This is a genomic window from Streptomyces sp. M41(2017), assembly GCF_002078175.1.
In the GTDB taxonomy this organism is placed as follows: domain Bacteria; phylum Actinomycetota; class Actinomycetes; order Streptomycetales; family Streptomycetaceae; genus Streptomyces.
The window spans coordinates 1,743,048-1,769,229 of the sequence record NZ_MWFK01000002.1 but is presented as its reverse complement, the minus strand read 5'-3'; the positions used below and the strand labels follow the sequence as shown (position 1 = coordinate 1,769,229).

At 70.8% G+C, this 26,182-nt stretch carries 25 protein-coding genes; 20 read left to right on the top strand and 5 right to left on the bottom strand.

The genetic code is table 11. The annotated features are described in order from the left end of the window. Positions 1–89 precede the first annotated feature (89 nt). Entirely contained in the window at positions 90–908 is an 819-nt protein-coding gene (locus B0675_RS33525; protein WP_081223362.1) for a peptidylprolyl isomerase, read from the bottom strand. A 179-nt stretch (positions 909–1,087) separates the two neighbouring features. Here B0675_RS33525 and B0675_RS33520 point away from each other — a divergent pair, with 179 nt between their 5' ends. Beyond that, entirely contained in the window at positions 1,088–1,810 is a 723-nt protein-coding gene (locus B0675_RS33520; RefSeq protein WP_081223361.1) for an MBL fold metallo-hydrolase, read from the top strand. Between the two features lie 10 nt (positions 1,811–1,820). Continuing rightward, positions 1,821–3,083 carry a histidine--tRNA ligase gene (hisS, locus tag B0675_RS33515; RefSeq protein ID WP_081223360.1) on the top strand — a complete coding sequence of 421 codons (1,263 nt, stop codon included), beginning with the start codon at positions 1,821–1,823 and terminating at the stop codon, positions 3,081–3,083. 108 nt (positions 3,084–3,191) lie between these two features. Here the strand turns inward: hisS and B0675_RS33510 are convergent, their stop codons facing one another. Together B0675_RS33510 and B0675_RS33505 are read right to left on the bottom strand one after the other, a co-directional pair. Further along, positions 3,192–4,037 (bottom strand): ABC transporter permease, encoded by an 846-nt coding sequence (locus tag B0675_RS33510; RefSeq protein WP_081223359.1) that lies wholly within the window; start codon positions 4,035–4,037, stop codon positions 3,192–3,194. Next, entirely contained in the window at positions 4,034–4,900 is an 867-nt protein-coding gene (locus tag B0675_RS33505) for an ABC transporter ATP-binding protein (RefSeq protein ID WP_081224033.1), read from the bottom strand. Before B0675_RS33505 ends, B0675_RS33510 begins: the two co-directional genes overlap by 4 nt. 139 nt (positions 4,901–5,039) lie before the next feature. Here B0675_RS33505 and B0675_RS33500 point away from each other — a divergent pair, with 139 nt between their 5' ends. From B0675_RS33500 to rpsD, 3 genes are all read left to right on the top strand, one after another. Continuing rightward, entirely contained in the window at positions 5,040–5,675 is a 636-nt protein-coding gene (locus tag B0675_RS33500) for a vitamin K epoxide reductase family protein (protein WP_081223358.1), read from the top strand. A gap of 44 nt (positions 5,676–5,719) precedes the next feature. Next, positions 5,720–7,075, top strand: coding sequence for a replication-associated recombination protein A (locus B0675_RS33495; protein ID WP_081223357.1), 1,356 nt, complete (start codon positions 5,720–5,722; stop codon positions 7,073–7,075). A 340-nt stretch (positions 7,076–7,415) separates the two neighbouring features. Beyond that, complete coding sequence (gene rpsD, locus B0675_RS33490) at positions 7,416–8,030, top strand: 30S ribosomal protein S4 (protein WP_081223356.1); 615 nt, start codon at positions 7,416–7,418, stop codon at positions 8,028–8,030. 39 nt (positions 8,031–8,069) lie between these two features. Here rpsD and B0675_RS33485 read toward each other — a convergent pair whose 3' ends face one another. Next, positions 8,070–10,238: an AAA family ATPase gene (locus B0675_RS33485; protein ID WP_081223355.1), complete on the bottom strand. Its 2,169-nt coding sequence runs from the start codon at positions 10,236–10,238 to the stop codon at positions 8,070–8,072. 161 nt (positions 10,239–10,399) lie between these two features. On the opposite strand from B0675_RS33485, the gene B0675_RS33480 reads away from it, so the two are divergent. The 13 genes from B0675_RS33480 to nusB all read left to right on the top strand — a co-directional run bounded on the left by B0675_RS33480 (position 10,400) and on the right by nusB (position 23,517). Further along, entirely contained in the window at positions 10,400–10,834 is a 435-nt protein-coding gene (locus B0675_RS33480) for a DUF948 domain-containing protein (RefSeq protein ID WP_081223354.1), read from the top strand. 7 nt (positions 10,835–10,841) lie between these two features. Then, a complete protein-coding gene (locus B0675_RS33475; protein WP_081223353.1) occupies positions 10,842–11,198 on the top strand; it encodes a DUF6167 family protein in 357 nt (118 codons plus the stop codon). Beyond that, the gene (alaS, locus tag B0675_RS33470; RefSeq protein ID WP_081223352.1) at positions 11,198–13,870 is read left to right on the top strand and encodes an alanine--tRNA ligase; all 2,673 of its coding nucleotides are present in this window, start codon (positions 11,198–11,200) and stop codon (positions 13,868–13,870) included. The genes B0675_RS33475 and alaS overlap by 1 nt, the downstream gene beginning before the upstream one ends. A 13-nt stretch (positions 13,871–13,883) precedes the next feature. After that, positions 13,884–14,348, top strand: a complete 465-nt coding sequence (ruvX, locus tag B0675_RS33465; protein WP_164369973.1) for a Holliday junction resolvase RuvX — start codon at positions 13,884–13,886, stop codon at positions 14,346–14,348. A gap of 123 nt (positions 14,349–14,471) precedes the next feature. Further along, a complete protein-coding gene (gene mltG, locus B0675_RS33455; protein ID WP_081223350.1) occupies positions 14,472–16,286 on the top strand; it encodes an endolytic transglycosylase MltG in 1,815 nt (604 codons plus the stop codon). Further along, positions 16,267–17,106 (top strand): shikimate dehydrogenase, encoded by an 840-nt coding sequence (locus tag B0675_RS33450; protein WP_081223349.1) that lies wholly within the window; start codon positions 16,267–16,269, stop codon positions 17,104–17,106. The genes mltG and B0675_RS33450 overlap by 20 nt, the downstream gene beginning before the upstream one ends. Before the next feature lie 234 nt (positions 17,107–17,340). Further along, positions 17,341–18,525 (top strand): chorismate synthase, encoded by a 1,185-nt coding sequence (aroC, locus tag B0675_RS33445; RefSeq protein WP_081223348.1) that lies wholly within the window; start codon positions 17,341–17,343, stop codon positions 18,523–18,525. 29 nt (positions 18,526–18,554) lie between these two features. Next, positions 18,555–19,037: a shikimate kinase gene (locus B0675_RS33440; protein ID WP_081224031.1), complete on the top strand. Its 483-nt coding sequence runs from the start codon at positions 18,555–18,557 to the stop codon at positions 19,035–19,037. Beyond that, entirely contained in the window at positions 19,034–20,125 is a 1,092-nt protein-coding gene (gene aroB, locus B0675_RS33435) for a 3-dehydroquinate synthase (RefSeq protein WP_081223347.1), read from the top strand. Before B0675_RS33440 ends, aroB begins: the two co-directional genes overlap by 4 nt. Before the next feature lie 190 nt (positions 20,126–20,315). Next, the gene (locus tag B0675_RS33430) at positions 20,316–21,218 is read left to right on the top strand and encodes a Pro-rich N-terminal domain-containing protein (RefSeq protein WP_081223346.1); all 903 of its coding nucleotides are present in this window, start codon (positions 20,316–20,318) and stop codon (positions 21,216–21,218) included. Positions 21,219–21,343: 125 nt separating this feature from the next. Then, positions 21,344–22,453: an aminopeptidase P family protein gene (locus B0675_RS33425; RefSeq protein ID WP_081223345.1), complete on the top strand. Its 1,110-nt coding sequence runs from the start codon at positions 21,344–21,346 to the stop codon at positions 22,451–22,453. 60 nt (positions 22,454–22,513) lie between these two features. After that, positions 22,514–23,080, top strand: a complete 567-nt coding sequence (efp, locus tag B0675_RS33420) for an elongation factor P (protein ID WP_081223344.1) — start codon at positions 22,514–22,516, stop codon at positions 23,078–23,080. A gap of 2 nt (positions 23,081–23,082) precedes the next feature. After that, the gene (gene nusB, locus B0675_RS33415) at positions 23,083–23,517 is read left to right on the top strand and encodes a transcription antitermination factor NusB (protein ID WP_081223343.1); all 435 of its coding nucleotides are present in this window, start codon (positions 23,083–23,085) and stop codon (positions 23,515–23,517) included. A gap of 254 nt (positions 23,518–23,771) precedes the next feature. Here nusB and bldD read toward each other — a convergent pair whose 3' ends face one another. After that, a complete protein-coding gene (bldD, locus tag B0675_RS33410; RefSeq protein ID WP_037621142.1) occupies positions 23,772–24,272 on the bottom strand; it encodes a transcriptional regulator BldD in 501 nt (166 codons plus the stop codon). Between the two features lie 254 nt (positions 24,273–24,526). On the opposite strand from bldD, the gene pyrR reads away from it, so the two are divergent. Together pyrR and B0675_RS33400 are read left to right on the top strand one after the other, a co-directional pair. Next, positions 24,527–25,117, top strand: a complete 591-nt coding sequence (pyrR, locus tag B0675_RS33405; RefSeq protein WP_081223342.1) for a bifunctional pyr operon transcriptional regulator/uracil phosphoribosyltransferase PyrR — start codon at positions 24,527–24,529, stop codon at positions 25,115–25,117. Between the two features lie 82 nt (positions 25,118–25,199). Beyond that, positions 25,200–26,177, top strand: coding sequence for an aspartate carbamoyltransferase catalytic subunit (locus tag B0675_RS33400; RefSeq protein ID WP_081223341.1), 978 nt, complete (start codon positions 25,200–25,202; stop codon positions 26,175–26,177). The last annotated feature ends 5 nt before the right edge of the window (positions 26,178–26,182 follow it).

The window sequence follows — 26,182 nt, the reverse complement described above, 5'->3', positions numbered from 1 at the left end:
GCATCGTCCACAGTTTCGTCACGGCCAACATAGGCGACCGGCGGGGCGGCTGTCCGCATCCCGCGCGACCGAAATTAAGCAGGCGGCGGTCAGGATTTCGTCACGGTCATCTTGTTGATCACGACGGTCGCGTTGGGGGCGCCGTCGCCCTGGCCCGTGCTCTCGCCGGCCGCCGCGATCTTCTTCAGGACCGTCATGCCGGACTTGGAAATAGTTCCGAACGGTGTGTAGCTGGGCGGCAACTGACTGTCCTGGTAGACGAGGAAGTACTGGCTGCCGCCGGTGTGCTTCTGGCCGGTGTTGGCCATGGCGATCGTGCCCGCCGGATACACCCCGCCCTTGAGCGTCTTGTCCTTCAGGTTCTCGTCCGGGATCGTGTAGCCGGGACCGCCGGAGCCCTGGGCGGTCGGGTCGCCGCACTGCAGGACGTAGATGCCGTTGGTGGTGAGCCGGTGGCACTTGGTGTGGTCGAAGAAGCCCTTGCCGGCGAGGTACGAGAACGAGTTCACCGTGTGCGGGGCCGCGGACGCCTTGAGGGCGATGTCTATGTCGCCACACGTCGTCGCCATCTTCATCGTGTAGGCGGCGGACTTGTCGATGGTGACCGCCGGCTCCTTCTTCCAGCTGAGCGACTTCACCTTGCCCGCCGCCGGCTTCTCGCACGGGTCGGACGCCTTGCTCGGGGTGGCGCTCGGCGACACCTCCGAACCGGCGCTGGTCTTCTTGTCGTCCTTCTTGAAGACCCCGGTCGCGAACGACAGCGCACCGCCGGCGACGAGCACGCCGACGACCGACGCGATCACCGCGTTGCGTGTATGGGTCTTGCGTCGCGCGGCCGTGCGGCGCTGCTGCTGTCGCAAGAACTTCTCCCGGGCGAGCTGACGCCGCCGCTGTTCCTGGCTGACCACCGGGTTTCTCCTCGTGCGTCTCGTACGTCGATGGGACGCGTGCGTCTTGTGAGCCGACCGCCTGCGTGTGCCCCGTACCGTATATGGGTTCGCTGAGGAATCGGCAGCGCCGGTAGGCTCTGATCCACAGCCACCCGCCCCGTACGACACCAGCGCGTACGCCACCACGAAGGACGATCGTGCTCATTGCCGGGTTCCCCGCCGGGGCCTGGGGGACCAACTGTTACCTGGTCGCCCCCGCCGCGGGTGAGGAGTGCGTGATCATCGACCCGGGCCATCAGGCCGCCCAGGGCGTCGAGGAAGCACTCGCCAAGCATCGGCTCAAGCCCGTCGCGGTCATCCTCACCCATGGCCACATCGACCACGTCGCCTCGGTCGTTCCCGTGTGCGGGGCGCACGACGTGCCCGCCTGGATCCACCCCGAGGACCGGTACATGATGAGCGACCCCGAGCGGGCGCTCGGCCGTTCCATCGGGATGCCGCTGATGGGCGAACTGACCGTGGGGGAGCCGGACGACGTGCGGACGCTGACCGACGGCACGGAGCTGAAGCTGGCGGGCCTCGACCTGTCCGTCGCGCACGCGCCGGGCCATACGAAGGGGTCGGTGACGTTCCGGATGCCCGAGAGCGCGGACATCCCGTCCGTGTTCTTCTCCGGGGATCTGCTCTTCGCCGGCTCCGTCGGACGCACCGACCTGCCCGGCGGCGACATGGACGAGATGCTCGACTCGCTGGGCCGTGTGTGCCTGCCGCTCGACGACTCGACCGTGGTGCTGTCCGGCCACGGCCCCCAGACGACCATCGGCCAGGAGCGCGCCGCCAACCCGTATCTGCGGCAGGTGGCGGCGAACCGCCAGGAACGCGGAGCGGACCCGACCTCCGCTCCTCGACGAGGAATGTGACGAGACTTCCGTGAGCACCTTCAAGGCCCCCAAGGGCACGTACGACCTGATCCCGCCGGAGAGCGCCAAGTACCTCGCGGTCCGCGAGGCCATCTCCGCGCCGCTGCGCAACTCCGGTTACGGCTACATCGAGACACCCGGTTTCGAGAACGTCGAGCTCTTCGCCCGCGGAGTCGGCGAGTCCACCGACATCGTGACCAAGGAGATGTACGCCTTCGAGACCAAGGGCGGCGACCGCCTGGCCCTGCGTCCCGAGGGGACCGCCTCCGTCCTGCGCGCGGCCCTCGAGGCGAACCTGCACAAGGCGGGCAACCTCCCCGTCAAGCTCTGGTACTCCGGCTCCTACTACCGCTACGAGCGTCCCCAGAAGGGCCGTTACCGCCACTTCTCCCAGGTGGGCGCCGAGGCGATCGGCGCCGAGGACCCGGCGCTCGACGCCGAGCTGATCATCCTGGCGGACCAGGCGTACCGCTCGCTGGGCCTGCGGAACTTCCGCATCCTGCTGAACAGCCTGGGCGACAAGGAGTGCCGCCCCGTCTACCGTGCCGCGCTGCAGGAGTTCCTGCGCGGCCTGGACCTCGACGAGGAGACGCTGCGCCGCGCGGAGATCAACCCGCTGCGCGTGCTCGACGACAAGCGGGACGACGTCCAGAAGCAGCTGACCGGCGCGCCGTTGCTGCGGGACTACCTCTGTGACGCGTGCAAGGCGTACCACGAGGAGGTGCGCGACCTGATCACCGCCGCGGGCGTCACCTTCGAGGACGATCCGAAGCTGGTGCGCGGCCTGGACTACTACACGCGCACCACGTTCGAGTTCGTGCACGACGGTCTCGGCTCGCAGTCCGCGGTGGGCGGCGGCGGCCGCTACGACGGGCTGTCCGAGATGATCGGCGGCCCCGCGCTGCCGTCCGTCGGCTGGGCCCTCGGCGTCGACCGTACGGTGCTGGCCCTGGAGGCGGAGGGCGTCGAGCTCGAAATCCCCGCGTCCACCAGCGTGTTCGCGGTGCCGCTCGGGGAGGAGGCGCGCCGGGTGCTGTTCGGCGTGGTCACCGAACTGCGCAAGCTCGGTGTCCCCGCCGACTTCTCGTACGGAGCCAAGGGCCTGAAGGGCGCGATGAAGAACGCCAACAGGTCGGGCGCGCGGTACACCGTCGTGGCCGGCGAGCGCGACCTCGCCGAGGGCGTCGTGCAGCTCAAGGACATGGAGTCCGGTGAGCAGGCGGCGGTCGGCGTCGGCGAGATCGTGGCCGAACTGCGGTCGCGCCTCGGCTGACCGGCCGTTCCCGTCCCCTTCGCCGTGCGGAGGGGACGGGGCGTCGGAGCGCCGGGTACCGGGGTGTGAGCAACAGGGGCACCGGCCCCGCCCGCGAGGCCGGAACGGTCATCCGTCGCGCCGGTTCTTCCAGCGGAACGTCAGCAGGCACAGCAGCAGTCCTCCGACGCACCACGCCCCCAGCACCAGGGCGACCCGCCCGAACTCCCAGCCACCGGTCTGCTCCAGGACCTGAGCCGACTCGGGCAGGAACACCCCGCGCAGCCCCTGGCACATCCACTTGAGGGGGAACAGCGCGCCGATGTTCAGCATCCAGTCCGGGATGGTGTCGATGGCGATGTAGACGCCGGAGATGAACTGGAGGACCAGGAACGGCAGGACGACCACCGAGGTGGCGCTCTTGCCCGACTTCGGGACCGAGCTGACCGCGATGCCGAGGAGCGCGCAGGCCGTCAGGCCGAGGACGAAGATCCAGGCGAAGTCCGCCCACTTGCCGGCGTCCGCGGGCAGGTCGACGTCGTACAGCGTGGTGCCGGCGAGGAGCAGGATCGCCGTCTCCAGCGCGCCGGTGACCAGGACCAGCCAGATCTTGCCGAGGAAATACGCGGCCGGCGGCATCGGCGTGCCCCGCAGCCGGCGCAGCACCTTCTCGTCCCGTTCGATCGTGATCGATATGCCCAGGGACTGGAAGCTGGTGGACATGATGCCCGCGGCCATCATCGCCGGTACGTACAACTGGGAGGCCGTGATGCCCGCTCCCTTCACGTCGTCGCTGAAGATCGACGCGAACAGGAAGAGGAAGACGACCGGGAAGGCGAAGGTGAACACCACCTGGTCGCGCTGCCGGAAGAACTGCTTGATCTCCAGGGCGCCGCGCCTCAGCCCGAGTCCCCAGGCGCCGGGCAGTCTTCCGGTCGCCGTCGCGGTGCGTTCGCGTACGTCGGTCGTGGTCATCGCGCGTCCTCCTGGCCGGTCAGTCGCAGATAGACGTCCTCCAGGGTCGGCCGGCTGATCCGGAGCCCCGGGATCTCCCCGTCGAAGCGGTGGACGAGTTCGGAGACGGTCCTGGTGGGCTTGTCCGTGCGCTCGCTGCGCGCCGTGCCGTCGGTCTCGGTCCACGCGACCGTCGCCTCCGTGCCGAAGCGCTCCCGCAGCGCGTCCGGTTCGCCCTCGGCGACGACCCTGCCCCGCGCGACCACCGCCAGCCGGTCGGCGAGGGCCTCCGCCTCCTCCAGGTAGTGCGTGGTCAGCAGGATCGTCGTGCCCTCGTCGGCGAGCCCCCGGATCAGCTCCCAGAACTGCCGTCGCGCCGCCGGGTCGAAGCCCGTGGTCGGCTCGTCCAGGAGCAGCAGTTCGGGGCCGCCGATGACGCCCAGGGCGACGTCGAGCCGCCTGCGCTGTCCGCCCGACAGCGACTTGATCCGGCTGCCCGCCTTCTGCTCCAGACCGACGAGCCCGATGACCTCCTCGGGATCACGTGGATTCGGGTAATACCGGGCGAAATGCCGCACCGTCTCGCTCACCGTCAACTCGGCGGGCGCCGATTCGTCCTGCCAGACGATGCCGACGCGTGAGCGCCACGCGCGTGTGCCCGAGGCCGGGTCCGAGCCCAGCACCGACACCTCGCCCGCGTCCCGGCGCCGGTTGCCCTGAAGGATCTCCACCGTGGTGCTCTTGCCCGCTCCGTTCGGCCCGAGCAGGCCGAACACCTCACCCCGCCGGATCCCGAGATCGATGCCGTCGACGGCGGTCACGTCCCCGTACTGCTTGCGCAGTCCCCGTACGTCCACCGCGAGTTGCTCCGCCTGTGTCGTCATGGCGACGAGCATCCCCCCGAACCGAACGCTCCGGGGAGAGTGCGCGTACTTTCTTATGTCCACCGAACGGTGGACAAGGGGGCTCGTGCGGCACAATGAGCCTGCCCGCAGGCCCCTTCGAAGCAACGGAAACGGCGTGATGAGCAAGACGACAGTCAAGGACGTCCCGACCGAGCGGGAACGCACCGCGGCTCCCCGGACGGCCGGCGGCAGTCGCGCCCTCGCCCTGCTGCTCGTGATCACGGGCGCGGCCGGTCTCCTTGCCGCGTGGGTCATCACGATCGACAAGTTCAAGCTCCTGGAGAACCCGAACTTCGTGCCCGGGTGCAGCCTGAACCCGGTGGTCTCCTGCGGCAACATCATGAAGAGCGACCAGGCCTCCGCCTTCGGCTTCCCGAATCCGATGCTCGGTCTCGTCGCCTACGGCATCGTGATCTGCGTCGGCATGAGCCTGCTCGCCCGGGCCACCTTCCCCCGCTGGTACTGGCTCACCTTCAACTTCGGCACGCTCTTCGGCGTCGCGTTCTGCACCTGGCTGCAGTTCCAGTCGCTGTACCGGATCAACTCGCTGTGCCTCTGGTGCAGCCTCGCCTGGGTCGCCACGATCACCATGTTCTGGTACGTGACGTCCTTCAACGTCCGCAACGGCTTCCTGCCCGCCCCGCGCTGGGCGAAGGGCTTCTTCGGCGAGTTCACCTGGGTCCTGCCCGTGCTGCACATCGGCATCATCGGCATGCTGATCCTGACCCGCTGGTGGGACTTCTGGACCAGCTGACCGCCCCGCGGGGATTGTCAGTGGCGTGACATAGGGTTTTGGACGTGGAGCCCGACCTGTTCACCGCCGCAGCAGAAGAACGCCAGGAGAAGGACCCGTCCAGCAGTCCCCTGGCGGTGCGGATGCGCCCGCGCACCCTCGACGACGTCGTGGGCCAGCAGCATCTGCTGAAGCCGGGCTCACCCCTGCGCAGACTCGTCGCCGAGGGCGGCGGCGGTCCGGCCGGGCCGTCCTCGGTGATCCTCTGGGGCCCGCCCGGCACCGGAAAGACGACCCTCGCGTACGTCGTCTCCAAAGCCACCGAGAAGCGATTCGTCGAGCTCTCCGCGATCACCGCCGGCGTCAAGGAGGTGCGCGCCGTCATCGACGGCGCCCGCCGGGCCACCGGCGGCTTCGGCAAGGAGACCGTCCTCTTCCTCGACGAGATCCACCGCTTCAGCAAGGCCCAGCAGGACTCCCTGCTGCCCGCCGTCGAGAACCGCTGGGTCACCCTGATCGCCGCCACCACCGAGAACCCGTACTTCTCGGTGATCTCCCCCCTGCTCTCCCGCTCCCTGCTCCTCACCCTGGAACCGCTCACCGACGACGACCTGCGCGCGCTGCTGCGCCGGGCCCTTGATGACGAGCGCGGCCTCAAGGGCGCCGTCGGCCTCCCCGAGGACACCGAGGAGCACCTGCTGCGGATCGCCGGCGGAGACGCCCGCCGGGCCCTGACCGCGCTGGAGGCCGCCGCCGGCGCGGCTCTCGACAAGGGCGAGCCGGAGATCACCCTCCAGACCCTGGAGGAGACGGTCGACCGCGCCGCCGTGACGTACGACCGCGACGGCGACCAGCACTACGACGTGGCGAGCGCGCTCATCAAGTCCATCCGCGGCTCCGACGTGGACGCCGCCCTGCACTACCTCGCCCGGATGATCGACGCCGGCGAGGACCCCCGCTTCATCGCCCGCCGCCTGATGATCTCCGCCAGCGAGGACATCGGCCTCGCCGACCCGAACGCGCTGCCGACGGCCGTCGCCGCCGCCCAGGCGGTCGCGATGATCGGCTTCCCCGAGGCCGCGCTCACCCTGAGCCACGCGACGATCGCCCTCGCCCTCGCCCCGAAGTCCAACGCGGCGACGACCGCCATCGGCGCCGCCCTGGAGGACGTCCGCAAGGGCCACGCGGGACCCGTGCCGACCCATCTGCGCGACGGGCACTACAAGGGCGCGGCCAAGCTCGGCCACGCCCAGGGCTACGTGTACCCGCACGACCTGCCCGAAGGCATCGCCGCCCAGCAGTACGCGCCGGAGGAGCTCAAGGACCGGGAGTACTACACCCCGACCCGCCACGGATCCGAGGCGCGCTACGCGGACGCCGTGGAGTGGACGAGGAAGCACCTCGGTCGAGGGCGCTCCTGAGCACCCTGTACGATGTCTCGAAGCGCTGCGTCCCGTGTCCGGCTCCGGTCGGCACCACCAGAACGGGACATTCAGCCGGAGCCCCTGCCGTCATGGAGGGATTCCAGGAGCGTCGCGCACCGTCGAAGGTGTCGCGGGCAACCCACCACCACCCGGATCTCCGGGACCGGTCGGTGGGTCACTCGCGTGCTGCACGTATGTGCCCAGACCCAGGAGCGGCTGCCCGCCCCGCCCACGTGGATCCTCACGTCGACGGGAAGGGTTTCCCGGGCTGCGGATTGCGACCTCCCCTAACCCTGGTGAAGCCGTATTCGCATCCGAAACATGAGGTGTTTGGTTCATGCCGAACCAGTCCCGCCCCAAGGTCAAGAAGTCGCGTGCCCTCGGCATCGCGCTGACCCCGAAGGCCGTCAAGTACTTCGAGGCCCGCCCCTACCCGCCGGGCGAGCACGGCCGAGGCCGCAAGCAGAACTCGGACTACAAGGTCCGTCTGCTGGAGAAGCAGCGTCTGCGCGCGCAGTACGACGTGTCCGAGCGTCAGCTCGTCCGCGCCTACGAGCGTGCCGCCAAGACGCAGGGCAAGACCGGTGAGGCCCTGGTCATCGAGCTCGAGCGCCGTCTCGACGCGCTGGTGCTGCGTTCGGGCATCGCCCGCACGATCTACCAGGCCCGCCAGATGGTCGTCCACGGCCACATCGAGGTCAACGGCGGCAAGGTCGACAAGCCGTCGTTCCGTGTCCGTCCCGACGACGTCGTGATGGTCCGCGAGCGCAGCCGCAGCAAGACCCTGTTCGAGGTCGCCCGTGCCGGTGGGTTCGCCCCCGACGGTGAGACCCCGCGCTACCTCCAGGTGAACCTCCCGGCCCTGGCGTTCCGCCTGGACCGCGAGCCGAACCGCAAGGAGATCCCGGTGATCTGCGACGAGCAGCTCGTCGTCGAGTACTACGCCCGCTGATCTTCTTCCGGCGGACGTGGCACCACCTGCGCGTCAGTGTCAGCCCGTCGTCTCCCCGCCCTTCGCGGTGGGGGAGACGGCGGGCTTTCGCATGTCCGGGGGCAGTCTGCGCGGCGACGGCACCACCCCGAGGGGCGGCGTTCCCGCCCCGCCGAGCGCCCGGGCGACGGCGGCCTCCTGCCCGAGCAGCTCCCCCTCCCGCACGCACGCCTCGTACCGCTCGTCGCCCAGCAGCTGCCGGGCCAGCGACGCGCAGCGCTCGTGCGGCGCGTTGTAGTACGCCGAGCCGAACAGCGGCAGGCCCACCGACGGCCACATCCGCGACGCGGCCCCCTGGAGCAGCGCGGCCTCGGCCGGATCGCCCTCCACCACCGTGATCAGCGCGAGCAGCTCCACCGCGAGGACGGCGCCGAGCAGATCGTGGAAGGCGTGCGCGATACCGAGCCCGCGTCGCAGGAGGTCCCGGGCGCGCCCGGGGTCGCCGCCCGCCTGGGCCTCGTACGCCAGGACGTAGAGCGCGTACCCGAGCGCCCAGCGCTCTCCGTGGTCCTCGCAGACCCTGCGGACGTCCTCGCAGAGTTTCACCGCGCCCGGCAGATCGCCCTGGAAGGCGAGCGCCATCGCCAGTTCGACCTGCCCCATCAGCACGTTGCTGTTGAGCTCGCCGATCTCGTGATAGCGGTCGAGGGCCGAGCGCAGCAGCGTCTCGGCGCGCGTCATGTCGTCCGTGACCAGGGCCAGACAGCCGGTGCGGTGCTCGGCGTACGCGATCGCCACGGCGTTCTCGGCGCGCTCCGCCTCCTCACGGCATTCGTGGAGCGCCGACAGCGCGGGCACCGAGTCGCCCTGGAGGACCGCCACATAGCCGAGCACCCACAGGGCCTTCAGCCGCGACTGGTCCCGGTCGCCGTCCAGTTCGACACTGCGCTCCAGCCAGTGCCGGCCCTCGGAGAGCCGGCCGCAGCCCACCCAGTAGAACCAGAGGGCGCCCGCCAGGTACTGGCCGAGATGGGCGTCGTCCGGCTCGGTCAGCGAGAACTCCAGCGCACAGCGCAGATTCGGCAGTTCCGTCTCGACCCGCGCCGCGACCTCGCCCTGGCGCGGGGAGAACCAGTCGAGCTCGCACCAGGTGGCGAGCCCCATGTACCAGTCGCGGTGCCGGCGGCGCAGCCGCTCCGCGTCCCCCGTCGCCTCCAGCCACTCGGCGCCGTACGCCCGGACCGTGTCGAGCATCCGGTAGCGCACCCCGGCCGCCGTCTCCTCGCGGGACAGCACGGACTGCGCGAGCAGCGCGTCCAGTACGTCGAGGACATCGTCGGCGTGCAGCCCGTCCCCGCTGCACACGTACTCGGCGGCCTCCAGGTCGAACCGGCCGGCGAACACCGACAGGCGCGACCACAGCAGGCGCTCCTCCGGGGTGCACAGCTCATGGCTCCAGCCGATCGCGGTCCGCAGCGTCTGATGCCGGGGCAGCGCGTCCCGCCCGCCCCCGGTCAGCAGCCGGAACCGGTCCTCCAGCCGCGCGAGCAACTGACCGGGGGAGAGGGCGCTGAGGCGTCCGGCCGCCAGCTCCACCGCCAGCGGGATCCCGTCCAGGCGACGGCACAGCTCCCGGACGTCGGACCGGTTCCCCTCGTCCAGCGTGAACCCGGGGACCCGCGCCGCCGCCCGGTCCACGAACAGCTCCGCCGCCTCCGCCTCGGCCAGCGGGGCCAGCGGGAAGACCCGCTCGCCCGCGAGATCCAGCGGCCGGCGCCCCACGGCCAGCACCCGCAGTTCCGGCGCTCTGCGCAGCAGCTCGGCCACCAGCGAGGCGGTCACCTCCACCAGGTGCTCGAAGCCGTCCAGCACGAGCAGGAGGCGCCGGTCGGCGAGATGGCCGAGCAGCACCTGACGCGGTGGCTTCGCGGTGTGGTCCGTCAGGCCGAGGGCCTCCAGTACCGCGTACTCGACGAGTCCCGGATCGTGCACGGCGGACAGATCCACGCGGTGCACCGCGTCCGGGCGTTCCGCGCTCGCCGCCGCGTGCACCGCGAAACGGGACTTTCCGACGCCACCGACCCCGGTCACCGTGACCAGCCTGACCGTTTCCAGCAGCTCGGCCAGCCGCGCCAGTTCGGCCGAACGCCCCACGAACGCGTCGAGTTCCAGGGGCAGATTGCCGGATGTCGCGGGAGCGGAGCGCCGGGCGGGCTGAGAACGCTGCATGGGATACGGAGCGTACTGACCTGTGAGCACTCCGTACAATCGCTTCGCGCAACTCCGGGTGCGGCAGCCGGTAATGCGGTACGGAGCCGCGGCGTCGGCGCGATAGGCTCGGGTGACGACTTTTCGATGATCAGGCACGCAGTCAGGGAGCGGGTGCAACAGTGACCGGTGGTGAGGTGGCCGGGATCCTGGTGGCCGTGTTCTGGGCGATCCTGGTGTCCTTCCTCGCCGTCGCGCTGGCGAGGCTGGCCCAGACGCTCCGGGCGACCACCAAGCTCGTGGCGGACGTGACTGAACAGGCCGTCCCGCTCCTGGCGGACGCGTCGGCGGCCGTGCGCTCCGCGCAGACCCAGATCGACCGCGTCGACGCCATCGCGTCGGACGTCCAGGAGGTCACGTCGAACGCGTCGGCCCTGTCGACGACCGTCGCCTCCACCTTCGGCGGCCCCCTGGTCAAGGTCGCGGCGTTCGGTTACGGCGTGCGCCGGGCCATCGGAGGCCGTCGAGAGAACGAGCCCCACAAGGCGTCCCGGCGAACCGTGATCGTGGGTCGCACCGTCCCGTCGTCGCGGCGGGGAAAGCGGAAGAAGGACTGACGCAGCGATGTTCCGCCGTACGTTCTGGTTCACCGCAGGCGCAGCCGCGGGTGTATGGGCCACCACCAAGGTCAACCGCAAGATCCGGGCGCTGACCCCCGAGAGCCTCGCGGCGCAGGCCGCCAACAAGGCGATCGACGCGGGTCACCGCCTCAAGGACTTCGCCCTCGACGTCCGGGACGGGATGGCCCAGCGGGAGGCCGAACTCGGCGAGGTGCTCGGCCTGAACGGCCGCACCGACCCCGAACTCCCCACGCAGCGCAGGATCGCCGCGATCGGCGAAGCCGGGCAGCCCGGCATCGACAAGCAGATCAAGTACATCGAGAACACGACGTACACGTACAACCGGAATGAGGACCACTGATGGAGTCGGCTGAAATCCGCCGCCGCTGGTTGAGCTTCTACGAGGAGCGCGGTCACACCGTCGTCCCTTCGGCGTCGCTCATCGCGGACGACCCGACTCTGCTCCTGGTCCCCGCCGGCATGGTCCCCTTCAAGCCGTACTTCCTCGGTGAGGTCAAGCCGCCGTGGTCGCGCGCCACCAGCGTGCAGAAGTGCGTGCGCACGCCCGACATCGAAGAGGTCGGCAAGACCACCCGGCACGGCACGTTCTTCCAGATGTGCGGCAACTTCTCCTTCGGCGACTACTTCAAGGAAGGCGCCATCACCTACGCCTGGGAGCTGCTCACGCTGCCCCGGGACAAGGGTGGTTACGGGCTCGACCCCGAGCGCCTGTGGATCACGGTCTACCTGGAGGACGACGAGGCCGAGGCCATCTGGCGCGACAAGATCGGCGTCCCGGCCGAGCGCATCCAGCGCCTCGGCAAGAAGGACAACTACTGGTCCATGGGCGTCCCCGGACCCTGCGGCCCGTGCTCCGAGATCAACTACGACCGCGGCCCCGAGTTCGGTGTCGAGGGCGGCCCGGCCGTCAACGACGAGCGCTATGTGGAGATCTGGAACCTGGTCTTCATGCAGTACGAGCGCGGCGAGGGCATCTCGAAGGAGGACTTCGAGATCCTCGGCGAGCTGCCCAGCAAGAACATCGACACCGGCCTCGGCCTGGAACGTCTCGCGATGATCCTGCAGGACGTGCAGAACCTGTACGAGATCGACACCTCCATGGCGGTCATCAAGAAGGCCACCGAGCTGACCGGTGTCGAGTACGGGGCGGCCCCCGACTCCGACGTCTCGCTGCGCGTGGTCACCGACCACATGCGCACCTCCGTCATGCTCATCGGCGACGGCGTGAGCCCCGGCAACGAGGGCCGCGGCTACGTGCTGCGCCGCATCATGCGCCGCGCCATCCGCAACATGCGCCTGCTCGGTGCCACGGGTCTCGTCGTCAAGGACCTCGTCGACGTCGTGATCGAGATGATGGGCCAGCAGTACCCCGAGCTGGTCAGCGACCGGCAGCGCATCGAGACCGTGGCCCTCGCCGAGGAGGCCGCCTTCGTCAAGACGCTGAAGGCCGGCACGAACATCCTCGACACCGCGATCTCCGACACCAAGGAGTCCGGCGGCACGGTCCTCGCCGGCGACAAGGCGTTCCTGCTCCACGACACCTGGGGCTTCCCCATCGACCTCACCCTGGAGATGGCCGCCGAACAGGGCCTCTCGGTGGACGAGGACGGGTTCCGCCGCCTGATGAAGGAGCAGCGGGACAAGGCCAAGGCCGACGCCCGCGCCAAGAAGACCGGTCACGCCGACCTCGGCGCCTACCGCCAGATCGCGGACGCCGCCGGCGAGACGGACTTCATCGGGTACGACCGCACCGAGGGCGAGTCGACCATCGTCGGCATCCTGGTCGACGGCGTCTCCTCCCCGGCCGCCACCGAGGGCGACGAGGTCGAGATCGTCCTCGACCGGACCCCCTTCTACGCCGAGGGCGGCGGCCAGATCGGCGACACCGGCCGCATCCGGGTCGAGTCCGGCGCGATCATCGAGATCCGCGACTGCCAGAAGCCCGTTCCCGGTGTGTACGTCCACAAGGGCGTCGTGCAGGTCGGCGAGGCCACCGTCGGCGCCAAGGCCCAGGCCGTCATCGACGTGCGCCGCCGCACCGCCATCGCCCGCGCCCACTCGGCGACCCACCTCACGCACCAGGCGCTGCGGGACGCGCTGGGCCCGACGGCCGCCCAGGCCGGCTCCGAGAACCAGCCCGGCCGCTTCCGCTTCGACTTCGGTTCCCCGTCGGCCGTCCCCACGGCCGTCATGACCGACGTCGAGCAGCAGATCAACGAGGTGCTCGCCCGCGACCTGGACGTCGAGGCCGAGGTCATGAGCATCGACGAGGCCAAGAAGCAGGGCGCCATCGCCGAGTTCGGCGAGAAGTACGGCGAGCGCGTCCGCGTCGTGACCATCGGCGACTTCTCCAAGGAGCTGTGCGGCGGCACGCACGTGCACAACACCGCGCAGCTCGGCCTGGTCAAGCTGCTCGGTGAGTCGTCCATCGGCTCCGGCGTGCGCCGCATCGAGGCCCTCGTCGGCGTCGACGCGTACAACTTCCTCGCCCGTGAGCACACGGTCGTCGCCCAGCTCCAGGAACTGGTCAAGGGCCGCGCCGAGGAGCTTCCGGAGAAGGTGTCCGCCATGCTCGGCAAGCTGAAGGACGCCGAGAAGGAGATCGAGAAGTTCCGCGCGGAGAAGGTCCTCCAGGCCGCCGCCGGTCTCGTCGAGTCCGCCCAGGACGTCAACGGCGTCGCCCTGGTCACCGGCCAGGTACCGGACGGCACCGGCGCCGACGACCTGCGCAAGCTGGTGCTCGACGTGCGCGGCCGCATCCAGGGCGGACGGGCCGCCGTCGTGGCCCTGTTCACCGTGGCCGGCGGCAAGCCGCTGACGGTCATCGCCACCAACGAGGCCGCCCGTGAGCGCGGGCTCAAGGCCGGCGAGCTGGTGCGGGCCGCGGCCAAGACCCTCGGCGGTGGCGGCGGCGGCAAGCCGGACGTCGCCCAGGGCGGCGGCCAGAACCCGGCCGCCGTCGGCGACGCCGTCGCCGCGGTCCAGCGCCTCGTCGCCGAGACGGCCAAGTAAGAAGACCGTGGAGATGCGCAGAGGACGACGGCTCGCGATCGACGTCGGGGACGCCCGGATCGGGGTCGCCTCGTGCGATCCCGACGGGATCCTCGCGACACCGGTGGAGACGGTCCCGGGACGTGACGTCCCGGCCGCCCACCGCCGGCTGAAGCAGCTCGTCGAGGAGTACGAGCCGATCGAGGTCGTCGTCGGTCTCCCTCGCTCCCTCAAGGGGGGCGAGGGGCCCGCCGCCGTCAAGGTCCGCGCCTTCACCCAGGAGCTCGCGCGGGGGATCGCGCCCGTTCCGGTGCGGCTCGTGGACGAGCGGATGACCACGGTGACGGCCAGTCAGGGTTTGCGCGCCTCGGGCGTGAAGTCGAAGAAGGGCCGGTCGGTCATCGACCAGGCGGCCGCCGTCGTCATTCTCCAGCAGGCCCTGGAATCCGAACGGGTGTCAGGTAAATCTCCCGGCGAGGGCGTCGAAGTGGTCATGTGATCGCGATACGGTAACGTTCCGCGCGATGCGGTGGTGTTCGAACAGCCCCCGCACAGCAAAGAGGCGGACGGGAGCCGAGCCACTGGAGCCGGCAGCTGCCGGCTCGCGGCTCGTAGGGGATCGATGACTGAGTATGGCCGGGGCCCAGGCTCCGAACCGTGGCATCCGGAGGACCCGTTGTACGGGGACAGCGGATGGGGCGGACAGGCCGCCGACGGCCGGTCCGCCTACGACGGCGGCCAGCCGCAGCACTATCCGCAGGCCCAGCCGCACCAGGCCCAGCAGGGCGACTGGGGCACCGGCGGGCAGGCGTACGGCCAAGGGCAGCAGCAGTACCAGCAGCCTCAGGGCGGTCCCGGCCAGTACCAGGACCAGGGGCAGCCGCAGTACCAGGGCCAGCAGCAGTTCCACGGGCAGCAGCAGTACCCCGGCCAGGGGCACCCCCCGTACACGGACCAGGCGCAGCAGCACTACAACGGCCAGGGCCAGCAGCAGTACCCCGATCAGGGGCAGCAGCAGTACGGCGGTCAGGGCGGGCAGCAGTACGAGTCGGGCGAATGGCAGACCGGGGGTCATCCCCAGGTGACCTACGGCGCCGACCCGACCGACCCCTACGCGGGCCAGTACACCGGCGAGCAGCCCGACTTCTACAACACCCCCGAGGCCTACCCGCCGCCCGAGCCCCCCGCCCGGCGCCGTGCCGAGCCCGAGCCGAAGACGGACTGGGACCCGGGGCCCGACCAGGGCGAGCACGCCTTCTTCGCCGGCGGCGACGATGACGACGACCTCGACGACGATGACGACCCCAAGGGCCGCCGGGGCCGCGGCGACCGCAAGGGCCGGGGCGGCGGCAAGGGCAAGAAGCGGCGCAGCGGCTGCGCGTGCCTGGTGGTCGTCGCGGTCTTCGGCGGCGGCCTCGCCGGTGTCGGCTACTTCGGCTACCACTACTACCAGAACCGTTTCGGCTCGGCCCCCGACTACGCGGGCGACGGCTCGGGCCAGGTGACCGTCGAGATCAACAAGGGCGCCGGCGGCTACGAGATCGGCCAGAAGCTCAAGGAGCTCGGGGTCGTCAAGAGCGTGGACGCCTTCGTCTCCGCCCAACAGGAGAATCCGCAGGGGCAGAAGATCCAGGCGGGCGCCTATCTGCTGCGCAAGGGCATGTCCGCGGCGAGTGCCGTCGAATTGATGCTCGACCCCAAGAGCCAGAACAACGTGGTCGTCGCCCCGGGGAACCGGAACGCCACGGTCTACGCGTCGATCGACAGACAGCTCGGCCTCTCCAAGGGCACGACGAGTGGTGTCGCGAAGAAGGACTACAAGAGCCTCGGTCTGCCGAGCTGGGCGAACAGCGACAAGGACATAAAGGATCCCCTCGAAGGATTCCTCTGGCCCGCCACCTACCCCGCGGCCAAGGGGATGAAGCCGGAGAGCGTGCTCAAGGGCATGGTGAAGCAGGCGTCCAGCAACTACGCGGCCATGGGGCTCGCGGAGAAGGCGAAGTCCCTCAAGCTCGCCGACCCGTTGCAGGTCGTCACGGTCGCCAGTCTCGTCGAGGCCGAGGGCAAGACGCACGACGACTACCGGAAGATGGCCGAGGTCGTCTACAACCGTCTCAAGTCCACCAACACCGAGACGAACCAATTGCTGCAGTTCGACTCGACCTTCAATTATCTGAAGGGCCAGAGCAACATCCACATCAGCGAGTCCGAGATCAACAGCAACAAGGACCCGTACAACACGTACACGCAGAGGGGACTTCCGCCCGGCCCGATCGGCAATCCGGGCGTCGAGGCCCTGAAAGCGACGCTCAATCCGACGAGCGACGGCTGGATGTATTTCGTGGCGACCGACGGTCACAGCAAGACCGAATTCGCCAAGACGAACGCCGACTTCGAGAAGCTCAAGGAAAAGTTCAATGACAGTTCGGGCAATTGATGCCCGCCGGGCCGCCGTGCTCGGGTCGCCGATCGCCCACTCCCTCTCGCCGGTGCTGCACCGCGCCGCGTACCGGGAGCTGGGCCTCGCCGACTGGTCGTACGACCGTTTCGAGGTCGACGAGGAGTCGCTGACCGGCTTCTTCGACGGGCTCGGCCCCGAGTGGGCCGGGCTGTCGCTGACCATGCCGCTCAAGCGGGCCGTCCTTCCGCTGCTCGACGGGGTCACCGAGACGGCCGCCTCCGTCGAGGCCGTCAACACCGTGGTGTTCTCCGAGGACGGGCGGCGCACCGGGGACAACACCGACATCCCGGGGATGGTCGCGGCGCTGCGCGAGCGCGGGATCGAGCAGGTCGACTCGGCCGCGATCCTCGGTGCCGGGGCCACGGCCTCCTCCGCTCTGGCCGCGCTCGCGCGGATCTGCACCGGCGAGGTCGTCGCCTACGTCCGCAGCGCGGAGCGGGCCGCCGAGATGCGGCAGTGGGGCGAGCGGCTCGGCGTCGAGGTGCGGACCGCCGACTGGGCGGACGCCGCCGAGGCGCTGCGGGCACCGCTGGTGATCGCCACGACCCCGGCGGGCACCACGGACGCCCTGGCCGGGGCCGTCCCGGAACGCCCGGCGACCCTGTTCGACGTGCTCTACGACCCGTGGCCCACGGACCTCGCGGCCCGCTGGTCGGCGTACGGCGGTGCCGTCGTCGGCGGACTCGACCTGCTCGTCCACCAGGCGGTGCTGCAGGTGGAGCAGATGACCGGGCGCGCCCCCGCCCCGCTCGACGCCATGCGCAAGGCCGGCGAACACGCCCTCGCGGCCCGCTAGAGCCCGGCGACAGGACGCTCCGCACACCGTCCGGGCCCGCCCCGGCGCGCCGCTCAGGAGCCGCCGCGCCCCGGCCGGCCGCGTCCGCCTGATGGACCTGCGGCCGGTTCCCCCCGTCGGACGTGGGAGGATCGGGGGTGGCGGGCCAGGGCCGCGCACCCGGTCGCGCCGTCGCCGTACGCGAGGACGCGCGTACGCAGCAGCAGCACCAGGGCGCGAGCATGAGGAGCACCGTTGAGCAGGTTGCGCTGGCTGACCGCGGGGGAGTCCCACGGTCCCGCACTCGTGGCCACGCTGGAGGGACTTCCCGCCGGCGTGCCGATCACCACGGACATGGTGGCGGACCACCTGGCCCGGCGGCGCCTCGGCTATGGACGCGGTGCCCGGATGAAGTTCGAGCGTGACGAGGTCACCTTCCTCGGTGGCGTCCGGCACGGACTCACCCTCGGCTCCCCGATCGCCGTCATGGTCGGCAACACCGAGTGGCCCAAGTGGGAGCAGGTCATGGCGGCCGACCCGGTCGCCCCGGAGATCCTCGCCGACCTCGCCCGCAACGCCCCGCTGACCCGCCCCCGGCCCGGCCACGCCGACCTCGCCGGCATGCAGAAGTACGGCTTCGACGAGGCCCGGCCGATCCTGGAGCGCGCCTCCGCCCGCGAGACCGCGGCCCGCGTCGCGCTCGGCGCGGTCGCCCGCTCGTACCTCAAGGAGACGGCCGGGATCGAGATCGTCTCCCACGTCGTCGAGCTGGCCGCCGCCAAGGCGCCCTACGGCGTCCTGCCCAAGCCCTCCGACGTCGAGAAGCTCGACGCCGACCCGGTGCGCTGCCTCGACGCCGACGCGTCGAAGGCGATGGTCGCGGAGATCGACCAGGCCCACAAGGACGGCGACACCCTCGGCGGCGTCGTCGAGGTGCTCGCGTACGGCGTGCCGGTGGGCCTCGGCTCGCACGTGCACTGGGACCGGCGCCTCGACGCCCGGCTCGCGGCCGCGCTCATGGGCATCCAGGCGATCAAGGGCGTCGAGGTCGGCGACGGCTTCGACCTGGCCCGCGTCCCCGGCTCGCAGGCGCACGACGAGATCGTCCACACCGCGGACGGCATCCGGCGTTCCACCGGCCGCTCCGGCGGCACCGAGGGCGGCCTCACCACCGGCGAACTGCTGCGCGTCCGCGCCGCGATGAAGCCGATCGCCACCGTGCCGCGCGCGCTGGCCACCATCGACGTCGCCACCGGCGAGGCCGCCAAGGCCCACCACCAGCGCTCGGACGTCTGTGCCGTCCCGGCCGCCGGCATCGTCGCCGAGGCCATGGTCGCGCTCGTCCTCGCCGACGCCGTGGCGGAGAAGTTCGGTGGCGACAGCGTCACCGAGACCCGCCGCAACGTGACCGGCTACCTCGAGAACCTGGCCATCCGGTGACCGCCCCACGACTGGTCCTCGTCGGCCCCATGGGGGTCGGCAAGTCCACGGTGGGCGCGCTCGTCGCCGAGCGGCTCGGCTGCGCCTACCGGGACACGGACGACGACATCGTCACCGCGCAGGGCCGCACCATCGCCGACATCTTCGTCGACGAGGGCGAGGCCGCCTTCCGCGCGATCGAGAAGCGTGCCGTGCACGACGCGCTCGCCGGACACGACGGCGTCCTCGCGCTCGGCGGCGGCTCGATCCTCGACGAGGACACCCGCGCGCTGCTCGCCGGCCACCAGGTCGTCTACCTCTCCATGGACGTGGAGGAGGCGGTCCAGCGCACCGGCCTGAACGCGGCCCGGCCACTGCTCGCCGTCAACCCGCGCCGGCAGTGGCGCGAGCTGATGGAAGCCCGCCGCCCCCTGTACACCGAAGTCGCCCGCGCGGTCGTGGCGACCGACGGCCGCACCCCCGATGAGGTCGCCCGAGCGGTCCTCGACGCACTGGAGTTGAAGGAAGCATGAGCGAGGCAGTGACCCGCATCCAGGTCGGTGGCACCGCGGGCACCGATCCCTACGAGGTCCTGGTCGGCCGTCAACTCCTCGGCGAGCTGGCCGGGTTGATCGGCGAGAAGGCCAAGCGGGTCGCCGTGGTCCACCCCGAGGCACTCGCCGGGACGGGTGAGGCGCTCCGCGCCGACCTCGCGGACCAGGGCTACGAGGCCATCGCCATCCAGGTGCCGAACGCCGAGGAGGCCAAGACCGTCGAGGTCGCCGCCTACTGCTGGAAGGCGCTCGGCCAGTCCGGCTTCACCCGCACCGACGTGATCGTCGGCGTGGGCGGGGGAGCCACCACCGACCTGGCCGGATTCGTCGCCGCCAGCTGGCTGCGCGGGGTGCGCTGGATCGCCGTCCCCACCACCGTGCTCGGCATGGTCGACGCGGCGGTCGGCGGCAAGACCGGCATCAACACCGCCGAGGGGAAGAACCTCGTCGGCGCTTTCCACCCGCCCGCCGGCGTCCTCTGCGACCTGGCCGCGCTCGACTCGCTGCCGGTCAACGACTTCGTCTCCGGACTTGCCGAGGTCATCAAGGCCGGCTTCATCGCCGACCCGGCGATCCTCGAACTCATCGAGTCCGACCCGGAGGCCGCACGGACGCCCGCGGGCCCGCACACCGCCGAGCTGATCGAGCGTTCCATCAAGGTCAAGGCGGAGGTCGTCTCCGGCGACCTCAAGGAGTCGGGGCTCCGCGAGATCCTCAACTACGGCCACACGCTCGCGCACGCCATCGAGAAGAACGAGCGCTACAAGTGGCGGCACGGCGCGGCCGTCTCCGTCGGCATGCACTTCGCCGCCGAACTCGGCCGTCTCGCGGGCCGGTTGGACGACGCGACCGCCGACCGCCACCGCGCGGTCCTGGAGTCCGTCGGTCTTCCGCTGACCTACCGCTACGACCAGTGGCCGAAGCTCCTGGAGAACATGAAGGTCGACAAGAAGTCCCGCGGCGACCTGCTGCGCTTCATCGTCCTCGACGGACTCGCCAAGCCCACCGTCCTGGAGGGCCCCGACCCGGCCGTCCTCCTGGCCGCGTACGGCGAGGTCGCCGAGTAGCAGCGGCGGCCCGGCGCACGTATGCACCGGGAACACCCTGCTCAACCCGTTCTGCCCCTCCCCACCGGGCACTTCGCACGTTCCCCGGCCGTTCACACAACGACGGCCGGGGAAGGTACCGTTCGGTAGCGGCGGGACCGATGTCCCGTCCGCCAGCGCCCATTGCCTGTACGAGACGGAGTGGCACCGGATGCAGCACGCAGTGGGGGCTCCGCTGCCGCCGCCCCATCAGCCGGGGCACGGACCGGCCGCGAGCTGGTCACCGGCCGGACATCACCCGGGGCAGCCGGGTCCGGCACCCGCTCCCGGATTCGCCGGAGGACCGGTTCCTCCGGGTGCCCCTCCCGCCCAACCCCCGCAGCACCCCATGGCGCCGCACCACGCGCCCGGGCCGCCTCCGCAGCACCCCTCCGCGCCGCCCCCGCAGCACCTCCCCGGGCCGCCGCCGGAGACCACCGGGCACGTCCAGCTGCCGCCGGGCGGCCCGGTCGCCATGCCGAGCCCGCCGCCGGCGCCCGGCACCCCCGACCCGGCCGCCACCACCCTCGCGGTGCTGCTCATCGGCCCCGCGGGCGCCGGCAAGACCAGCGTCGCCAAGTACTGGGCCGACCACCGCCGCGTGCCCACCGCCCACATCAGCCTCGACGACGTACGCGAGTGGGTGCGCTCCGGCTTCGCCGACCCGCAGACGGGGTGGAACGACCACTCCGAGGCGCAGTACCGCCTGGCCCGCCGCACCTGCGGCTTCGCCGCGCGGAACTTCCTGGCCAACGGCATCTCCTGCATCCTCGACGACGCGGTCTTCCCGGACCGTCCCGTCGTCGGCCTCGGCGGATGGAAGCGGCACGTGGGCCCCGGTCTGCTGCCGGTCGTGCTCCTGCCGGGCCTGGAGGTCGTCCTGGAGCGCAACGCGGAGCGCTCGGGAAACCGCCGCCTCAGCGACGAGGAGGTCGCCCGCATCCACGGCCGGATGGCCGGCTGGTACGGCTCGGGCCTGCCCATCATCGACAACTCCCAGCTCGACGTGGCGGCCACGGCCCGCGTCCTGGACGACGTCCTCGCCCGGTCGATCGCCAGCCCGCCCCAGTGGTGACGCACCCCTGACGCCGGGTACGACACCGTCCGGCCCGCCCGCCACGGACCCGTCCGGCCTCACCGGCGGACCCGTCCGGCCCTCTGGAACGGCGCCATCCGCCCGCCGCTCGTACGCTCGGTCTCATGTCAGAGGTGTACGCGACCCGCAGAGAGCGGCTCCGGGAGCGCTGTGCGGCGAGCGGCAGCGCGACCGCGCTGGTGACCCGCCCCGCCAACGTGAGGTATCTCGCCGGCGCGGCCCCGCACGGCTCCGTCCTGCTGCTGCTCGGCCGCGGCGAGGACGTGCTGCTGTGCGGCGGACCGCCGACCGGTGACGCCGTCGAGGGACGCCCGGACGAGGCGGTGGACGTCAGGGTGCTGCCGCGGGCCGGCGGAGATCCGGCCGTCGCCGCGGCCGGCATGGCCGCGGGACAGGGCGCCGAGTCCCTCGCCGTCGAGGAGCACCACCTGACCGTGACCCGTCACCGCGCCCTCGGCTCGGTGGCACCCCGGCTGCGCCTCGCGGACCTGGGCGGCGCGGTCGAGCAGCTGCGTGTCATCAAGGACGAGGAGGAGATCTCCTCCCTGCGGATCGGTGCGGAGATCGCCGACCAGGCACTCGGTGAACTCCTCGAATCCATCCTCGTCGGCCGGACGGAACGTCATCTCGCGCTGGAACTGGAGCGCAGGCTCGTCGACCACGGAGCGGACGGCCCGGCCTTCGCGACCTCGGTCGGCACCGGCCCGAATTCGGGCAGGCGGGGCCACCGGCCCACCGACCGGCGGGTGGAGGAGGGCGACTTCCTCTCCGTCTGTCTCGGCGCGACCTACCGGGGCTACCGCTGTGAGGTCGGCCGTACGTTCGTGATCGGGACCTCGCCCGCCGACTGGCAGATCGAGCTGTACGACCTCGTCTTCGCCGCTCAGCGCGCCGGACGGGAGGCGCTGCTGCCCGGCGCCGCCTACCGCGACGTGGACCGCGCGGCCCGTCAGGTGCTCGACTCCGCGGGACACACGGAAGGCGTCTCCTCCCTCACCGGGCACGGCGTCGGGCTCGAAATCGACGAGGACCCGCAGCTTGCCCCCGCGGCCATGGGTAAACTGGACGCTTGCGTGCCGGTCACCGTCGAACCGGGGGTCCACCTCCCGGGACGGGGCGGCGTCCGGATCGATGACACGCTCGTCGTACGCCCTGAGGCGGACGGCGGACCCGAGCTACTCACCATCACGACCAAGGAGCTGCTCGCGCTCTAGCTCTCCGAGCTGTGCGCCTGCGCCGGGGTCGTCCACGTCAGTCCAGGAGATTCCGCAACCGTGGCTTCCACGAACGACCTCAAGAACGGCCTGGTGCTCAAGCTCGACGGAGGCCAGCTCTGGTCCGTCGTCGAGTTCCAGCACGTCAAGCCCGGCAAGGGCCCGGCCTTCGTGCGCACCAAGCTGAAGAACGTGCTCTCCGGCAAGGTCGTCGACAAGACGTTCAACGCCGGCGTCAAGGTCGAGACGGCCACGATCGACAAGCGCGACATGCAGTTCTCGTACATGGACGGCGAGTACTTCGTCTTCATGGACATGGACACGTACGACCAGCTCATGGTCGACCGCAAGTCCGTCGGCGACGCCGCCAACTTCCTGATCGAGGGCTTCACCGCCACCGTCGCCCAGCACGAGGGCGAGGTGCTCTTCGTCGAGCTTCCCGCCGCCGTCGAGCTGGTCATCCAGGAGACCGAGCCCGGCGTCCAGGGCGACCGCTCCACCGGTGGCACCAAGCCCGCCACCCTGGAGACCGGCCACCAGATCCAGGTCCCGCTCTTCATCACCACCGGTGAGAAGATCAAGGTCGACACCCGCTCGAGCGACTACCTCGGCCGGGTGAACAGCTAACCGTGGCTGCCCGCAACACGGCCCGCAAGCGCGCTTTCCAGATCCTCTTCGAGAGCGACCAGCGCGGCGTGGACGTCCTGACGGTCCTCGCGGACTGGATCCGGCACTCCCGGTCCGACACCCGGCAGCCGCCGGTCAGCGAGTACACGATGCAGCTGGTCGAGGGGTACGCCACCAAGGTGCGCCGGATCGACGACCTCATCGCGCAGTACGCCGTCGGCTGGACGCTGGACCGGATGCCGGTCGTCGACCGCAACATCCTGCGTCTCGGCGCCTACGAGCTGATCTGGGTCGACGAGACCCCCGACGCCGTGGTGCTCGACGAGTCGGTGCAGCTGGCCAAGGAGTTCTCCACGGACGAGTCGCCCTCGTTCGTGAACGGCCTGCTCGGCCGTTTCAAGGAGCTGAAGCCGTCGCTGCGCCGCGACGAGGACTAGCCGCGACCAGCGCGAGAACGACAGACGCGTACGGCCCGCAGGGGACGTAGGCATCGCCGGAGGGCCCGCAGCCGACCGCTGTGGGCCCTCCGGCGTTCCTCCCGGGGCCCTCGGGGGCGCAGGAGGTCTCCCGCCTCTCGTGGTGCCTCTGGTGCCTTTGAGGCCGTCGAGGACGCAGAAAGCCGCCGGGGTGGCCGGAACCATCAGGTTCCGGCCACCCCGGCGGCACGTTTCTGCTGCGCTGTACTGCGGGATCAGCCCTCGTCGTGGGCGACCGCGCGGCGCGCGTCGGCGTCCAGGACGCCCCAGCTGATCAGCTGCTCGGTCAGGACCGAGGGGGACTGGTCGTAGATCACGGCGAGCGTGCGCAGGTCGTCCTGGCGGATCGACAGCACCTTGCCGTTGTAGTCACCGCGCTGCGACTGGATCGTCGCCGCGTACCGCTGGAGGGGGCCCGCCTTCTCGGCCGGCACGTGGGCCAGCCGCTCCAGGTCGAGGACCAGCTTCGGCGGCGGCTCGGCGGCACCGCCGGGCGTCGTGCCGGGCAGCAGCTCCTGCACCGGGACCCCGTAGAAATCGGCCAGCTCGGCGAGGCGCTGGACGGTCACGGCGCGGTCGCCGCGCTCGTACGAACCGACCACGACGGCCTTCCAGCGTCCCTGGGACTTCTCCTCGACGCCGTGGAGGGAAAGGCCCTGCTGGGTGCGGATGGCGCGGAGCTTGGCCCCGAGCTGTTTGGCGTATTCGCTGGACATATAGCTCCCCGGACGCTGTATCAACGTGCGGCTCCGCCGCGCGGCTGGTGACTCTGGTGACTCACTGTGAGGTTACGCAGCGTTACTCTCCCCCGTCAAGCGGAAGGGGTCGGACCCGGTCCCCGCGCAGGAGTCACCGGGGGTGGCTCAAAGGGGGGTGATCAGGCGCGTTGCCGGGCTGGTACCGTGGATGGCGCAATTCCGACGTCCTTTAATGATCCGTCCCGTGAGGCGGAGAAGGAGGTCCGTTTCCTATGGACTCAGAGCAGGACAAGCAGCAGTACGAAGCCGATGCGCGGCCCGTTCTGGAGGCACCCGACATCGCCCGGGTGCTGACCCGCATCGCCCACGAGATCGTCGAGCGCGCCAAGGGCGCCGACGACGTCGTGCTCCTCGGCATCCCGACCCGGGGCGTCTTCCTCGCCCGTCGGCTGGCCGACAAGCTCGAGGAGATCACCGACCGCAAGATCCCCGTCGGCTCCCTCGACATCACGATGTACCGCGACGACCTGCGCATGCACCCGCCGCGTGCGCTGGCCCGCACCGAGATCCCCGGTGACGGCATCGACGGCCGCCTCGTCGTCCTCGTCGACGACGTGCTCTTCTCCGGCCGCACCATCCGCGCCGCGCTCGACGCCCTGAACGACATCGGGCGCCCGCGCGCCGTGCAGCTCGCGGTCCTGGTCGACCGGGGCCACCGCGAACTGCCCATCCGCGCCGACTACGTCGGCAAGAACCTCCCCACGTCGTTGCGGGAGACGGTCAAGGTCCAGCTCGCCGAGGAGGACGGTCGCGACACCGTGCTGCTCGGTGCCAAGCGGACCGCCCCGGACGCGCAGCAGTAGCACTCCGGCCCACGCCGCGCAGTGCGCGCCCGCGCGCCCGCATGCCCGAATCCTCCCTGAACTTCCCTACGGAGCCTGACAGATGCAGCGTCATCTCATCTCGGCCGCCGACCTCACCCGCGACGACGCCGTCCTGATCCTCGACACCGCCGAGGAGATGGCCCGGGTCGCCGACCGGCCGATCAAGAAACTGCCGACCCTGCGCGGCCGGACCGTCGTCAACCTCTTCTTCGAGGACTCGACCCGGACCCGGATCTCCTTCGAGGCCGCCGAGAAGCGCCTCTCCGCCGACGTCATCAACTTCACCGCCAAGGGGTCGAGCGTCTCCAAGGGCGAGTCCCTCAAGGACACCGCCCAGACCCTGGAGGCCATGGGGGTCGACGCCGTCGTCATCCGGCACGGCGCCTCCGGAGCCCCCTACCGCCTCGCCACCTCGGGATGGATCGACGCCGCGGTGATCAACGCGGGCGACGGCACCCACCAGCACCCCACGCAGGCCCTGCTCGACGCCTTCACCATGCGCCGCCGCCTGGTCGGCCGGGACGCCGGGATCGGCCAGGACCTGGCCGGCCGGCGCATCACGATCGTCGGTGACGTCCTGCACAGCCGGGTCGCCCGCTCGAACGTCGACCTGCTGCACACCCTCGGCGCCGAGGTCACGCTCGTCGCGCCGCCCACGCTGGTCCCGGTCGGCGTCGAGTCCTGGCCCTGCGAGATCTCCTACGACCTCGACAGCACGCTCTCCAAGTCCGACGCGGTGATGATGCTCCGCGTCCAGCGCGAGCGGATGAACGCCGCGTTCTTCCCGACCGAGCGCGAGTACTCGCGGCGCTACGGCCTGGACGGCGAGCGCATGGCGAAGATGCCCGAGCACGCCATCGTGATGCACCCCGGTCCGATGGTCCGCGGCATGGAGATCACCGCCGAGGTCGCCGACTCCGACCGCTGCACCGTCGTCGAGCAGGTCGCCAACGGCGTCTCGATCCGCATGGCGGTGCTCTACCTGCTGCTGGGCGGCAACGAGCCCGCCGTCACCCACACCCGTACCGAGGAGAAGTAAGAACC